The sequence below is a fragment of the Pseudomonas sp. RP-B7 genome (genome assembly GCF_059803535.1).
In genome coordinates, this window is sequence record NZ_JAPFHC010000012.1 from 58,010 (window position 1) to 72,381 (window position 14,372).

The following is a 14,372-nucleotide window of genomic DNA, read 5'->3' on the forward strand; positions in this document are numbered from 1 at the left end:
TGACCTCACCTTGTTGCCACTATATATAGCGTTGCCGCGACAGGCGCCAACTGCCTTTCACTTCTCGAATTCAGGAATTTTCCGATCCATGGGCAAATCGCTGGTCATTGTGGAATCCCCGGCTAAGGCCAAGACCATCAACAAGTACTTGGGTAACGAGTACGTGGTGAAGTCGAGTATCGGCCATATCCGAGACCTGCCCACCAGCGGTTCGGCTAGCGCCAGCAAGGAGCCTGCCGCCAAGCGCGGCAAGGCGGCTGCGGGCGAAGGTCCGGTGCTCACCCCTAAAGAGAAGGCGCGCAAGCAGCTGGTCTCGCGCATGGGTGTGGACCCGGATCATGGCTGGAAGGCCAAGTACGAAATCCTTCCGGGCAAGGAAAAGGTCATCGAAGAGCTGCGCCGGCTCGCCAAGGATGCCGACACCATCTATCTCGCAACGGACTTGGACCGCGAAGGGGAAGCCATTGCCTGGCACCTGCGGGAAGCCATTGGCGGTGATGACAGCCGCTACAAGCGTGTGGTGTTCAACGAAATCACCAAGAAAGCCATCCAGGAAGCCTTCTCCAAGCCGGGCGAGCTGGACATCGACCGCGTCAACGCCCAGCAGGCCCGTCGCTTCCTCGACCGCGTCGTGGGCTACATGGTCTCGCCGCTGCTGTGGGCCAAGATCGCTCGCGGCCTGTCCGCCGGCCGTGTGCAATCGGTTGCGGTAAAACTGGTGGTGGAGCGTGAGCGCGAGATCCGTGCGTTCATTCCTGAAGAGTATTGGGAAGTCCACGCCGACCTCGGCACCGCCAAGGGCGCCAACGTGCGCTTTGAAGTGGCCCGCGAGAAAGGCGAGGCCTTCAAGCCGCTGAACGAAGCCCAGGCCATGGCCGCGCTGGAGAAGCTCAAGGCTTCCAGCTACAGCATCGTCAAGCGTGAAGACAAACCGACCAGCAGCAAGCCGTCGGCGCCGTTCATCACTTCCACCTTGCAACAGGCCGCGAGCAACCGCCTGGGCTTTGGTGTGAAGAAGACCATGATGATGGCCCAGCGCTTGTACGAAGCCGGCTACATCACTTACATGCGTACTGACTCCACCAACCTGTCGCAAGACGCGGTGGCGATGGCGCGTACTTATATCGAAGGCGAGTTCGGCAAGAAGTACCTGCCGGAGAACCCGAACGTCTACAGCAGCAAGGAAGGCGCACAGGAGGCTCACGAAGCGATTCGTCCTTCCGACGCCAACACCACGCCGGCCAAGCTGACCGGCATGGAGCGCGACGCTGAGCGCCTCTACGAGCTGATCTGGCGCCAATTCCTGGCCTGCCAGATGCTGCCGGCGCAATACCTGTCCACCACGGTGACTGTTGCGGCTTCCGACTTCGAGCTGCGTGCCAAGGGCCGTATCCTCAAGTTCGACGGCTACACCCGTGTGATGCCGCAAATCGCCAAGCCAGGCGATGACGACGTGCTGCCGGACATGGCCCAGGGCGACACGCTGAAACTGATCAAGCTCGATCCGTCCCAGCACTTCACCAAGCCGCCGGCCCGTTACTCGGAAGCCAGCCTGGTGAAAGAGATGGAAAAACGCGGTATCGGTCGTCCTTCGACTTATGCGGCGATCATCTCGACCATCCAGGATCGTGGCTACGTTGCGCTGCACAACCGTCGTTTCTACTCGGAAAAGATGGGCGACATCGTTACCGAGCGCTTGTCCGAGAGCTTCTCCAACCTGATGGACTACGGCTTCACCGCCGGCATGGAAGAGAACCTCGATGACGTCGCCCAGGGCGAACGCGACTGGAAAAACGTGCTGGACGAGTTCTACGGCGACTTCAAGAAGAAGCTCGAAGTGGCCGAAAGCCCGGAGCACGGCATGCGCGCCAACCAGCCGGTGATGACGGACATCCCGTGCCTGACCTGCGGCCGTCCGATGCAGATCCGGACCGCGTCCACTGGTGTTTTCCTCGGTTGCTCGGGCTACAGCCTGCCGCCGAAAGAGCGCTGCAAGGCCACGGTCAATCTGGTGCCGGGCGATGAAATTGCGGCTGACGACGAGGGTGAATCCGAGTCGTTGGTGCTGCGTGGCAAGCACCGTTGCCCGATCTGCAGCACGGCGATGGACGCCTACCTGCTGGACGAGAAGCACAAGCTGCACATCTGCGGTAACAACCCTGATTGCAACGGCTACGAGATTGAAGAGGGCACTTACCGCATCAAGGGCTATGAAGGTCCGAGCCTGGAGTGCGACAAGTGTGGCAGCGAGATGCAGCTCAAAACCGGCCGTTTTGGCAAGTTCTTCGGTTGCACCAATCCGACGTGCAAGAACACCCGCAAACTGCTGAAGAGCGGCGATGCGGCGCCACCGAAGATGGACCCGGTGAAGATGCCCGAGCTCAAGTGCGAGAAGGTCAACGACACTTACATCCTGCGTGATGGTGCTTCGGGCTTGTTCCTGGCTGCCAGCCAGTTCCCGAAAAACCGCGAGACCCGTGCACCGCTGGTGCTGGAGATCGTGCCGCATAAGGATGAGATCGATCCTAAGTACCACTTCCTGTGTGAAGCGCCGAAGAAGGACCCGGATGGTCGCCCAGCCGTGATCCGCTACAGTCGCAAGACCAAGGAGCAGTACGTGCAGACCGAAGTGGACGGCAAGCCTACCGGCTGGAAAGCGTTCTACGACGGCGGCAAGTGGAAGGTCGAAGACAAGCGCCAGGGCGCTTGATCGACTAACCTGTCGGAGTTGTAGGAACGGGCTTGCTGTGGCGAGGGAGCTTGCTCCAGCCGGACTGTGCAGCAGGCCCAAGCTTTGGGTGCGCTGCGCGCCCCAGCGGGAGCAAGCTCCCTCGTTACATTACAAAACCAGCATCAAGCCTCATTTCGTTGTGGAGACTGCCGTTATGGCCAACGAACTCTATACCCGTACCAATCAGAAAATTTACTTTGCGGGTTTGTCTCTGGAGGCCCTTGGCCGTGCCGAGGACGGGAAGGAGATGAATGCCATCGCGTTGGTCCAGGCGGGGCGTGAAGCGGCGTTGTTCCACCTGTACGGTGCTTTGCTGGGGCTGTGCCATGAAATCGCCGGGTTCTATCGCTTGCCCCAGGCCGGTTCGCCCCGCGCAGAAATGATCATGAACCGCGAGGTGCTGGAAACCATGGCCATCCCTGAGCTGGCCGAACTGGTGGAAATGGCCCAGAGCCCCGACAGTTGGGTGGCGCGCCTGCTCAAGGCCCATGCCGATATGTTCCAGCCTCCGCGCGTCCCCCATGTGCCCAAGGGCGATGTGACCCAGCCGCTGATCGTGGCAGTTGCGTTGGAAGAAGACGAGCCCAAGCCGTTGAGCCGGCAGGAGCTGGAAAGCTGGCGTCAGGACCTGAAAAAAATGGCACTGCGGTTTCGCGAAGGCTTGAACGAGTGCTGATGTACCCCCACTGTTTAGCTATGCAGCAGAGCGCGCCGTTCATCATGCTGTAAAGAAACCTCTTCAGATCCTCAGCGGGGCCGGGTGGATGACTGATATAATCCCGGCCTTTCGTGGAGAACTGACTTTTATGCCAACGTCCTTTCTGGAAATTGTTGAACTGCCTGACGGCCGAATCGAGCTGCGCCGGGCTGAGGACGAGGGTTCTCTGGTGACTTTGGACTTTTCCGAAGACGCAAAAGCGTTCCTGCAAGGCCAGCACGTGGAAGTGGCAAAAGCCATGTTGAGCGTTGGTGTGCAGATGGCAGGGCGTCTGGCGGAAGGCGAACCGGAGAAGGATGATGGGCCGCGGGTTCTTCATTAAGAACCGAACTGCAGTGCAGAGAGCGGGCTTGCCCCGCGCTGGGCTGCGAAGCGGCCCTAAATAGATTGATGCGGTCTATCAGGCATTCCACGGTGCCTGGTTTTGGGGCTGCTTCGCAGCCCAGCGCGAGCAAGCTCGCTCGCCACAACAAGCTCTCTGGCCACAGTGAGCGCGCCCACCACAGCCCAGCCTGTGACTTTATCCCAATCGAATATTCAAGCTCTGAGCATCGCCCACGCGCGCTGCGCTGACCAACTGTTGCTTGGCGCTGGCATTCAGTGGATTCAACCAGCTCACCACCGTATGGCTACGGCCCAGGCGTAACGCTTCGCACGTCAACTGCTGCGCACTTTGCGCGCCACGTGGTTGCAGCAGCAGGATGCGCTCGCGGTTGAGGCCGGCGTCCCGCAGCCAGGCCTGGGTCAGGCTGGCGGGCGGGGCGATCAACGTCAACCAACGGGCGTCGTCCTGTTCTTCGCTGAGTTCGCGCAGGATTGGCGCCAGCAGGCTCAGGCAGCTCCCGGCCGCACCGCGCAACGACAATTCACTGAACGCCTCGGGCTCGGCGCTCCAGGGCGCCTCGACCGTTTCCTTGAGGATAGGCGCAAGGGGTTGGGCCATGAAGGCCTCGAACAGCGACAGTTGTGTGTGTTGTGGGGTGTGCACGAGCTGCATGATGATGCCTCCTTTAGCGGCGAATGACGCCGACGCTCAAGCCTTCGATCACCAGGTCCTGATCTTTCAGGTTCACTTCAATCGGTGCGAACTCAGGGTTCTCGGCCAGGAGCCAGACCTTGCTGCCTTCGCGCTTGAAGCGCTTTACGGTGACTTCATCGCCGATACGGGCGACGACGATCTGGCCATTACGGGCTTCGCGGGTGGTGTGGACGGCCAGCAGGTCGCCATCGAAAATGCCCACGTCCTTCATGCTCATGCCATGGACCCGCAACAGGTAGTCGGCGCGAGGATGGAAGAAGGTCGGGTTGATGTTGCAGGATTCCTCGACATGCTGCTGTGCCAGGATCGGCGCACCGGCGGCGACGCGGCCGATGATCGGCAGTGTCGATTCGTCGGCCTTGGCTTCGAAGCCAGGGATGCGAATGCCGCGTGAAGCCCCCGGGGTCATCTCGATCGCGCCTTTGCGGGCGAGGGCCTTGAGGTGTTCCTCGGCGGCGTTGGGGGACTTGAACCCCAGTTCCAGCGCAATTTCCGCTCGTGTCGGCGGGTAGCCGTTGTCATCGAGGCAGCGCTTGATAAAAGCCAGAATCTCAGCTTGGCGTGGCGTCAGTTTTAGCATGTTGATCGCTCTGTCTTTTTATACAGTGACTGGGATTATATACAGTGAACTGCGCTTGGCAATCATCCTTTTCTGTCGCTCCGCTGGACGGTCATTCGTCACTCCTCCTACAAGCCGGAGATAGCGCTGCCTACAGACCAGGAAGGATGTGATTAAATAGCGATTAAATAGATGACTGACCGGCCGGAAAACGGACCCTCAGGGTTGACAAGACACACCCTGAAACGTATGTTTCAAACAAGTGTTTGTCAGGCGGAGTAGTCATGGCCCAGTCGGAAACCGTTGAACGCATTCTCGATGCTGCCGAGCAGTTGTTCGCGGAAAAAGGATTTGCTGAAACTTCATTGCGGCTGATCACCAGTAAGGCCGGGGTCAACCTCGCCGCAGTGAACTACCATTTCGGCTCGAAAAAAGCCCTGATCCAGGCCGTATTCTCGCGCTTCCTGGGGCCATTCTGCGCCAGCCTCGACCGTGAGCTGGAGCGCCGCCAGACCAAGCCTGACCACAAGCCAAGCCTGGAAGACCTGCTGGAAATCCTCGTCGAGCAAGCGCTGGTGGTGCAGCCGCGCAGCGGCAACGACCTGTCGATCTTCATGCGCTTGCTGGGCCTTGCGTTCAGCCAGAGCCAGGGCCACCTGCGGCGGTATCTGGAAGACATGTACGGCAAGGTATTCCGTCGTTATATGTTGCTGGTCAACGAAGCCGCCCCGCGCATCCCGCCGATCGAACTGTTCTGGCGTGTGCACTTCATGCTCGGCGCCGCAGCATTCAGCATGTCCGGGATCAAGGCGCTACGGGCGATTGCCGAGACCGATTTTGGCGTAAATACCTCCATCGAGCAGGTCATGCGCCTGATGGTGCCATTCCTCGCCGCCGGCATGCGTGCCGAAACCGGCGTGACCGACCAGGCCATGGCTGCCGCGCAATTGCGCCCGCGCAGCAAATCCACCCCGGCTGTCGCCAAGGTTTGACCGTTCCGGGTGTGCGCGGCCGCTTGCATCCGCTAAGCTAGCCGCCCATGCCGAATTCAGCTATCTACTCGCAACCCGTTGTGTTCACCATGCCAATCGCATCGGGTGAGGGCAACGGGTTGTGTGCGTTATTTAAGGAAGGTTTATGACTGCTGCCCTGCAAGGTTCTTTGATGGTCGACGTTGCCGGCACCTGGCTGACGGCCGAGGATCGCCACCTGTTGCGCCAGCCTGAAGTGGGCGGCCTGATCATTTTTGCGCGCAACATCGAGCATCCGCGCCAGGTACGCGAATTGAGCGCGGCGATTCGTGCGGTGCGCCCGGACCTGCTGCTGGCGGTCGACCAGGAAGGCGGTCGCGTGCAGCGTCTGCGCCAGGGCTTCGTACGCCTGCCGGCCATGCGTGCGCTGGCGGACAACCCCAACGCCGAATACCTGGCCGAGCAGTGCGGCTGGATCATGGCCACTGAAGTGCTGGCCGTGGGCCTCGACCTCAGCTTCGCTCCGGTGCTGGACCTGGATTACCAGCGGAGCGCCGTGGTCGGCACCCGTTCTTTTGAAGGCGACCCCGAGCGCGCCGCCGTGCTTGCCGGGGCTTTTATCCGTGGCATGAATAGCGCCGGTATGGCCGCCACCGGTAAACATTTCCCAGGGCACGGTTGGGCTGAGGCCGATTCCCACGTTGCCATTCCCAATGACGAGCGCAGCCTGGAACAGATTCGCGCCAATGACTTGGTGCCTTTCGCACGCCTGAGTCAGCAGTTGGCGGCAGTCATGCCGGCCCACGTGATCTACCCGCAAGTCGATGCCCAGCCCGCAGGGTTTTCGCGGCGCTGGTTGCAAGACATCCTGCGCGGCGAGTTGCAATTTGATGGGGTGATTTTCAGCGATGACCTGTCCATGGCCGGTGCCCATGTGGTCGGCGATGCGGCCAGTCGGATCGAGGCGGCGCTGACGGCGGGTTGCGACATGGGGCTGGTGTGTAACGATCGCGCGGCGGCGGAGTTGGCACTGACTGCTGCCCAGCGGATGAAAGTGACGCCGTCGGCCCGCATCGCGCGGATGCGCGGGCAGGCGATTGCTTCGACAGATTACAAGCAAGACCCGCGCTGGTTGGTGGCGCTGACTGCGTTGCGGGATGCGCAGTTGATCGGCTGAATACCGTGGTGCGGCCATCGCAGGCAAGCCAGCTCCCACATTCGACCGAGTGCCTGTTTTGGAAGGTGCTCAACCTGTGGGAGCGGGCTTGCCCGCGATAGCGATCTACAGCTCAGCGCTTATCTTGCTTATTCGGCAACGGCGCAAACAACGCCTCAATATCCTCGTTCCCCAACTGCCAATCCCCCGTCGTGCGGCCATCCAGCACGCCGGCCGCCAGGTCGGACTTTTCCTTTTGCAGATGTTGGATTTTCTCCTCCACTGTGCCCCGTGCAATCATTTTGTAAACGAACACCGGCTTCTCCTGGCCAATGCGATACGCACGGTCGGTGGCCTGGTTTTCCGTGGCCGGGTTCCACCACGGGTCGTAATGGATCACCGTGTCGGCTTCGGTGAGGTTCAACCCCACGCCACCGGCCTTGAGGCTGATCAGGAAAATCTGCAGCTTGCCGCTTTGGAAGTCCCTCACCGGCGTGCGCCGATCCCGGGTCTGGCCGGTCAGCAGGGCGTAGGCGATGTCGCGTTTCTTCAACTCGACTTCGATCAGGCTGAGCATCGAGGTGAACTGCGAAAACAACAGGATCCGTCGCCCTTCGGCAAACAGTTCTTCGAGCATTTCCAGCAGGCTGTCGAGCTTGCCTGAGCTGCTGCCGCGGGCGGGCAGGGCGGCGTCGTTGACCAGGCGCAGGTCGCAGCAGACCTGGCGCAACTTCAGCAGCGCTTCAAGAATGATGATCTGGCTGCGCGCCACGCCCTTGCGGGTGATTTCATCGCGCACTTTCTTGTCCATGGCCAGGCGCATGGTTTCGTACACGTCGCGCTGGGCTTCGTTGAGATCGACCCAGTGGATGATCTCGGTCTTGGGCGGCAACTCCGTCGCCACTTGTTCTTTGGTGCGGCGCAGCAAGAAGGGTTTGATCCGACCGTTAAGGTGCTGCAATCGCACCTCGCTGGCGCGCTTTTCGATCGGCACGCGGTAATCACGGTTGAAGCTTTTCACGTCACCCAGCCAGCCCGGCAGCAGGAAGTGGAACAGCGACCACAGCTCGCCCAGGTGGTTTTCCAGTGGCGTACCGCTCAGGCACAGGCGCTGCCGTGCGTTCAGCTCACGCGCCGCCTGGGCGGCCTTGCTGTTGGGGTTCTTGATGTATTGGGCTTCATCGAGGATCAGCACGTGCAAGGGCTGGGCGGCAAGCACTTCGATGTCTTTGGGGAGCAGGGCATAGGTGGTCAGCAGCAGGTCGTAGTCCTGCAGGCTGGCGAAATGTTTCTTACGCCCGGCGCCGTAAAGTGCCAGAACTTTGAGTTGCGGGGTGAAGTGCGCAGCCTCATCGAGCCAGTTGGGAATCAGGCTGGTGGGCATCACCACCATGCAGGGCCGATCCAGGCGCCCGGCAGCTTTCTCGGTGAGAATATGCGCCAGGGTTTGCAGGGTTTTGCCCAGGCCCATGTCGTCCGCAAGAATGCCGCCGACATCGAGCTGACGCAGCGACTGCATCCAGCTCAAGCCTTCCAGTTGATACGGGCGCAAGGTCGCGTTCAGCCCGTCTGGCGCCACACAGCTGAAATCCTTGATGTCCCGCAGGCGCTGGGCGAAGTTGCGGATCTTCTCGCCGCCCTCCCATTGCAGCGGCAGGTCTTCCAGCGGGTTCAAGCGGATTGCATCCGCCTTTGCCAGGCGCAACGTTGTGGTGCCGGGTTCCTGTAGGTAAAACTCCCCGAGGGTTGCCAGCACCGGTTTCAAGCGGCCGTAGGGCAGCGCCACTTGCAGCGGGCCGTGGCCGTTGGGCAGGCCGGGGATGTTCACCAGGATCAGCTCATCGTCGCGGCGTCGCGCAAGTTTCTCCGGGTTGAGGATCTCGGTGTGGGAGCGCATCAGGTTCAACAGGATCGGCAGCAAGCTCAGGCGTTCGCCGTTGACGATAATTCCCAGTTCCAGGTCGAACCAGTCGCGCTCCGGCCCTTCATCGACGGTGGCGTACCAATCGTCGACGGCGCTCAGGTCAAAGCCGAAATCCTCGTCGATCTGCAACTCCCAGCCCTCGGCGCGCAAGGTGGGCGACGCATTGAGGGTGAAGTTCAGCCAGGCACTGTCATTGACCATCTCGAACAGCTCGCCGGCACTTTCCGGCAAGGCTTTGCTCTGGCGGGTGGCGATCTTGAAACCCAACAGGCGCAGTTGCTCGCGATACGGTTGCTCCAGCTCCGGATGCCGCTTGATCCGCAGGCTCTGGGTGTCCTGACGGACGATGATGTCGGCGTTCTTCTGCCCGCTGACATAGTTGCCCAGGTAGTTGAACGACAGTGCCGCGCGGTGCTGGATATAGCGCTGCATCTTGCCATTGCGCGGTTCAAAGGCGCTGAACTCGACGCTGGCCAGCCACAGGCGCGGCACCGGCAGCACATCCTCCATGAGCACTTGCGGCAATACCACGCGGTTATCCAGCACGGCCTGGAGTTTTTCCAGCAGCTCGGCATCCTGGGCAGCGGCGGGGTAGTCCAGGGTTTCCTGGACCTTGAGCAGCACTGCTGCGATGTGTTTGCAGTTGGTGTGCACCGGGCAGGTACAGCGGCTGTCGACGAGGATCAGCGTGCCCTTGGCCGACTCGCGCAACGAGATGGTCTGCCGGTAGACGTTGCCGCCCGAACCCAAGCAACTGGCGATGATGGTGCTGTCGCCGGACTCGACGATGCGCACGCGATTCTCCAGGGCATAACGCCGCCCGCGCTCCAGGCTCTGCTCTTTAAAGCGATTGGCCCATGACGGAGCCAGGGGTTTGGTCAATTGCGACGTCAGGGGCATGGCGCTGGATCAGTCCTGAATGTCAGGCGGTGGTGCGCTGGGTGGCTTGGCGGTCAGCGAAGTGATCTTGATCAGCAAGGCCAGGTGGCCGCCGTCCAGGTAGTTGAGCTGGTTGTTCTTGGTGCGCACGTCGGTCTGGCTCAGATGTTCGCTGGCGATCACGCTGCCGTTGCTGTCGAACCTGTTGAGCCAGAAGTCGGCGTCGATGTCGGTGAAACGGCCCAATTGCAGGTTCAGTACACCTTCGATGGGGAACTGGCCGAACTGTTCCTGGCCGTCGGTGATCGCGACCTTTACCGGTTGCTCGCCGAGGTTTTGCTCCCAGGCCTTGTGCACCAGCACGGTGTAGCTGTTGTCGGCGCGCAGCTTGTCGACAATATTGCTCAGGCGTGGCGGGCTCATTTTATCGGCGTTCAGATGCATCGCCCCGGCATCCCAGTTTTCCGGCGCGGCGCGGCTGTTGAGCGGCGGCTCCGCATTCTGGCGCACCAGGATCATTTCCACCTGGTACGGGCTGTCGGCGAACGCCGACGGGGCCACGACCAGCAACAACAGGCTCAGGGTGCGGAACAGGCGCATGACGGCGTCCTTCAAACAGATTTCGGGATGAGGCGCTCAAACAGCGCCTCCAGGGTATTAAAGCGTTCTTCGGCGCGCTCCATTGGCACCATGAACTTGAACAGCGTAGCCCCTTCGAACTTGTAGCGGTTGGGCTGGCCCTGGATCAGTTTGATCAGCACCAGCGGGTCCACCGGCGTCTGCGCTTCAAACTCGATACGCCCACCTTGCGGCCCGGCGTCGACCTTCTTGATCCCCAGTTGCTCGGCCTGCAACTTGAGCAGGGTCAGGCGTACGAGGTTCTTGGTCGGTTCCGGCAGCAGGCCGAAGCGGTCGATCATCTCCACTTGCAGATCCTTGAGGCCTTCTTCATCGGTAGCCGAAGCGATGCGCTTGTACAGGATCAGTCGCGCATGCACGTCGGGCAGGTAATCCTCGGGAATCAACGCCGGCAAGCGCAGGTTGATCTCCGGACCACCGCCCAGCGGCTGATCGAGGTTGGGTTGTTCGCCCTTGCGGATGGCTTTCACCGCGCGCTCGAGCATCTCCATATACAGCGTGAAACCCACCGCTTGGATCTGCCCGCTCTGGCCGTCGCCCAGCAGTTCGCCGGCGCCACGGATTTCCAGGTCGTTGGTGGCCAGTACAAAACCAGCGCCCAGGTCCTGGGTGTTGGCGATGGCCTCCAGGCGCTTTTCCGCGTCGGAGGTGATCTGTTGGCGCGGCGGCGTCAGCAAGTAGGCGTACGCCTGGTGGTGGCTGCGCCCGACCCGGCCACGCAGTTGGTGCAGTTGCGCCAGGCCGAACTTGTCGGCCCGCTCGATGATGATGGTGTTGGCGCTCGGTACGTCGATGCCGGTCTCGATGATGGTCGAGGCGATCAGCACGTTGAAGCGCTTGTGGTAGAAGTCGCTCATCACCTGTTCGAGTTCACGTTCGCGCATCTGCCCATGGCCGATGGCGATACGCGCCTCCGGCACCAGCTCGGCGAGGTCGGCTGCGCATTTCTCGATGGTCTTCACGTCGTTGTGCAGGTAATACACCTGCCCGCCGCGCAGCAGTTCACGCAGCAGCGCTTCCTTGACCGTGCTTTTGTTCTGCTCCATCACAAAGGTGCGCACCGACAGGCGGCGCGCCGGCGGCGTGGCGATGATCGACAGATCGCGCATGCCCGACACCGCCATGTTCAGCGTGCGCGGAATCGGCGTGGCGGTGAGGGTGAGGATGTCGACTTCGCTGCGCAGGGCCTTGAGCTGTTCTTTCTGGCGCACACCAAAGCGGTGCTCTTCGTCGATGATCACCAGGCCCAGGTTCTTGATTTTCACGTCGTCCGACAGCAGCTTGTGGGTGCCGATCACGATGTCGATCTTGCCTTCGGCCAAATCGGCGACGGCGGCATTCACTTCCTTGGCCGACTTGAAGCGGCTCATCACTTCCACGGTCACCGGCCAGTCGGCGAAGCGGTCGCGAAAGCTGTTGTAGTGCTGTTGGGCGAGCAGGGTGGTGGGCACCAGGATCGCCACCTGGCGGCCGCCGTGTACCGCAATGAAGGCGGCGCGCATGGCCACTTCGGTCTTGCCGAAGCCCACGTCGCCGCAGACCAGGCGGTCCATCGGCTTGGGTGCGAGCATGTCGGCACGCACCGCTTCGATGGTGGTTTGCTGGTCTGGAGTTTCTTCGAAGGGGAAGCCGGCGCTGAAGGTGGCGTAGTCGGCTTTCGGGTCGGCGAACGCATAGCCTTCGCGGGCGGCGCGGCGGGCATAAATGTCGAGCAACTCGGCGGCCACGTCGCGCACCTGTTCGGCGGCCTTGCGCTTGGCTTTCTGCCAGGTCTCGGAGCCCAGGCGGTGCAACGGTGCCAGCGCGTCGTCGCTGCCGGTGTAGCGCGCGATCAGGTGCAGGTTGGCCACCGGCACGTAGAGCTTGGCGCCCTCGGCGTATTCCATGGTGAGGAATTCTGCGGCCTGGTTGTCGATCTCCAGGGTTTGCAGGCCGAGATAACGCCCGACACCGTGGTCGATATGCACCACCGGCGCGCCTTCGCGCAGTTCGGTGAGGTTCTTGATTACCGCGTCGTTGTTGGCGTCGGCGCGTTTTTCACGACGGCGGCGCTGCATCACGCGTTGGCCGAACAGCGGGCTCTCGGCGATCAGTGCCAGCGCCGGATCGTCCAGCAGCAGGCCTTCATCCAGCGGCGCGATGGTAATCGCCAGGCGGTCTTTGCCTTTGACGAAATCCGGCCAGCTGTCGACGGTTTTCGGTCGCAGTTTCAGGCGTTCGAGCAGTTCCAGCAGCACTTCACGGCGGCCGGCGGATTCGGCGGTAAACAGCACGCGGCCAGGGAAATCGCCGAGGAAGTTGGACAGCGCTTCCAGTGGCTGGTTGGCCTTGGCTTCAATCGCCAGGTTGGGCAGCGCCTGCGCGGGAAAGCGCTCGCGGCCACTGCCAGCGTCCACGTCCTGTTGGCTGGCGACCACACGCGGCCAGTTTTTCAGGCGGGCGAAGCAGTCTTCCACCGGCAGGAACAACTCGGCGGGCGGCAATAAAGGCCGGGACGGATCGACGCGGCGTTCTTCGTAGCGGTTGCGCACGTCGTTCCAGAAGTTTTCCGCCGCTTGCTCGATGCCTGGCAGGGAGAACACCTGGGTGTCCTGGGGCAGGTAATCGAACAGGGTGGAGGTTTCGTCGAAGAACAGCGGCAGGTAGTACTCGATACCAGCGGGTGTAATCCCGCTGCTCAAGTCCTGGAAGATCGGGCAGCGGCGGAAGTCGACGTCGAAGCGTTCACGGAAGCGCGCCTTGAAGCGGGTGACCGCATCCTTTTGCAACGGGAATTCCCGCGCGGGCAGCAACTTGATCGAATCGACTTTATCGATGGAGCGCTGGTTTTCCGGATCGAAGGTGCGCAGGGTCTCGATTTCGTCATCGAACAGGTCGATGCGATACGGCAACTTGCTGCCCATCGGAAACAGGTCGATCAGCGCGCCACGTACGGCGAACTCACCGTGCTCGTACACCGTGTCCACGCAGCGGTAGCCGCTGGCTTCCAGGCGCGTGCGCATCTGCTCCACGTCGAGCTTCTGGCCGACATCCAGCACCAGGCTGCTGCCCAGCAGGAACTTGGTCGGCGCCAGGCGGTGCAGGGCGGTGGTGATCGGCACCACCAGCACGCCGTGGGCCAGTTCCGGCAGGCGGTACAGGCTGGCGATGCGCTGGGAGATGATGTCCTGGTGCGGCGAGAACAGGTCGTAGGGCAGGGTTTCCCAGTCGGGAAAATGCAGCACCGGCAAATCGGGGGCGAAGAAGCTCAGCTCCTGCTCCAGCCGTTCGGCGCTTTGGCTGTCGGCGGTGAGCAGCAGGGTAAAGCGCTTGGCTGCGCTGGCAGCCTCGGCGATGGCCAGGCTCAGGGCGGCACCGGGCAGGTTGCCCCAGTGCTGTTTGCCTGCCGCAGCAGGGAGAAGCGGTAGACGCAGGACGGGCACGGAAGGTTGAGCTCCAAGCGTTGCGACAAAGTCGGTAATTGTAACGGGGCAAGGCGCCGTCTGTCAGTTGCTGACTGCGCCTATTACGGTTTGTAGGAAATGTAGTGGCTAAGACAAACAATGGCGGGTTTTGACTCAATATGTAGTGCCAAAACTGCTCAGGTTTTCGGAGGGTTACGGACAAGTCGCGTGCCGCGCTCAACTGATGGCCTTCTGAAGCCCGCGTGTTTACTGGGCTCCAGCGCGGTGCCTGTTTTTCGCAAGCACTTTTTGTTGGGTTGCGCGCATTGCTCCGAGGGCGGTCGGGCGGCATAATGTAGCCCCTTTTTTCTGC

The 14,372-nt window shown here is 61.5% G+C and carries 10 protein-coding genes; 5 read left to right on the forward strand and 5 right to left on the reverse strand.

From position 1 onward, the window contains the following. Window positions 1-88 precede the first annotated feature (88 nt). The 3 genes from topA (at window position 89) to OPU96_RS13355 (ending at window position 3,771) form a co-directional block, all read left to right on the forward strand. On the forward strand, window positions 89-2,710 hold the full coding sequence (gene topA / locus OPU96_RS13345) for a type I DNA topoisomerase (protein WP_192298625.1): 2,622 nt from the start codon (window positions 89-91) through the stop codon (window positions 2,708-2,710). Between the two features lie 175 nt (window positions 2,711-2,885). Then, on the forward strand, window positions 2,886-3,407 hold the full coding sequence (locus OPU96_RS13350) for a DUF6586 family protein (RefSeq protein WP_192298626.1): 522 nt from the start codon (window positions 2,886-2,888) through the stop codon (window positions 3,405-3,407). 130 nt (window positions 3,408-3,537) lie between these two features. Next, window positions 3,538-3,771, forward strand: coding sequence for a hypothetical protein (locus OPU96_RS13355; protein ID WP_026136850.1), 234 nt, complete (start codon window positions 3,538-3,540; stop codon window positions 3,769-3,771). A gap of 198 nt (window positions 3,772-3,969) precedes the next feature. On the opposite strand, the gene sulA is transcribed toward OPU96_RS13355, so the two are convergent. After that, window positions 3,970-4,446 (reverse strand): SOS-induced cell division inhibitor SulA, encoded by a 477-nt coding sequence (gene sulA, locus OPU96_RS13360; protein WP_192298627.1) that lies wholly within the window; start codon window positions 4,444-4,446, stop codon window positions 3,970-3,972. Between the two features lie 13 nt (window positions 4,447-4,459). Beyond that, window positions 4,460-5,068 carry a transcriptional repressor LexA gene (lexA, locus tag OPU96_RS13365; protein WP_003172575.1) on the reverse strand — a complete coding sequence of 203 codons (609 nt, stop codon included), beginning with the start codon at window positions 5,066-5,068 and terminating at the stop codon, window positions 4,460-4,462. Between the two features lie 263 nt (window positions 5,069-5,331). On the opposite strand from lexA, the gene OPU96_RS13370 reads away from it, so the two are divergent. Both OPU96_RS13370 and nagZ read left to right on the forward strand, forming a co-directional pair. Further along, entirely contained in the window at window positions 5,332-6,039 is a 708-nt protein-coding gene (locus OPU96_RS13370; RefSeq protein ID WP_498559187.1) for a TetR/AcrR family transcriptional regulator, read from the forward strand. Window positions 6,040-6,184: 145 nt separating this feature from the next. Beyond that, the gene (gene nagZ / locus OPU96_RS13375; protein WP_305392265.1) at window positions 6,185-7,195 is read left to right on the forward strand and encodes a beta-N-acetylhexosaminidase; all 1,011 of its coding nucleotides are present in this window, start codon (window positions 6,185-6,187) and stop codon (window positions 7,193-7,195) included. 112 nt (window positions 7,196-7,307) lie between these two features. Here the strand turns inward: nagZ and OPU96_RS13380 are convergent, their stop codons facing one another. Genes OPU96_RS13380 through mfd form a run of 3 tightly spaced genes read right to left on the reverse strand, consistent with a single transcriptional unit; the run spans window position 7,308 to window position 14,038 of the window. Beyond that, window positions 7,308-9,998 carry a DEAD/DEAH box helicase gene (locus OPU96_RS13380; protein ID WP_305392266.1) on the reverse strand — a complete coding sequence of 897 codons (2,691 nt, stop codon included), beginning with the start codon at window positions 9,996-9,998 and terminating at the stop codon, window positions 7,308-7,310. 9 nt (window positions 9,999-10,007) lie between these two features. Continuing rightward, the gene (locus OPU96_RS13385; RefSeq protein WP_192298631.1) at window positions 10,008-10,577 is read right to left on the reverse strand and encodes a CsiV family protein; all 570 of its coding nucleotides are present in this window, start codon (window positions 10,575-10,577) and stop codon (window positions 10,008-10,010) included. Between the two features lie 11 nt (window positions 10,578-10,588). Then, a complete protein-coding gene (gene mfd / locus OPU96_RS13390) occupies window positions 10,589-14,038 on the reverse strand; it encodes a transcription-repair coupling factor (protein WP_192298632.1) in 3,450 nt (1,149 codons plus the stop codon). Window positions 14,039-14,372: the final 334 nt, after the last annotated feature.

Bases quoted from the DNA above. Each gene is read 5' to 3' on its own strand.
- OPU96_RS13350 (WP_192298626.1), top strand. From the start codon at position 2,886: ATGGCCAACGAACTCTATACCCGTACCAATCAGAAAATTTACTTTGCG.
- OPU96_RS13380 (WP_305392266.1), bottom strand. From the start codon at position 9,998: ATGCCCCTGACGTCGCAATTGACCAAACCCCTGGCTCCGTCATGGGCC.
- topA (WP_192298625.1), top strand. From the start codon at position 89: ATGGGCAAATCGCTGGTCATTGTGGAATCCCCGGCTAAGGCCAAGACC.
- OPU96_RS13370 (WP_498559187.1), top strand. From the start codon at position 5,332: ATGGCCCAGTCGGAAACCGTTGAACGCATTCTCGATGCTGCCGAGCAG.
- sulA (WP_192298627.1), bottom strand. From the start codon at position 4,446: ATGCAGCTCGTGCACACCCCACAACACACACAACTGTCGCTGTTCGAG.
- lexA (WP_003172575.1), bottom strand. From the start codon at position 5,068: ATGCTAAAACTGACGCCACGCCAAGCTGAGATTCTGGCTTTTATCAAG.
- OPU96_RS13385 (WP_192298631.1), bottom strand. From the start codon at position 10,577: ATGCGCCTGTTCCGCACCCTGAGCCTGTTGTTGCTGGTCGTGGCCCCG.
- nagZ (WP_305392265.1), top strand. From the start codon at position 6,185: ATGACTGCTGCCCTGCAAGGTTCTTTGATGGTCGACGTTGCCGGCACC.
- OPU96_RS13355 (WP_026136850.1), top strand. From the start codon at position 3,538: ATGCCAACGTCCTTTCTGGAAATTGTTGAACTGCCTGACGGCCGAATC.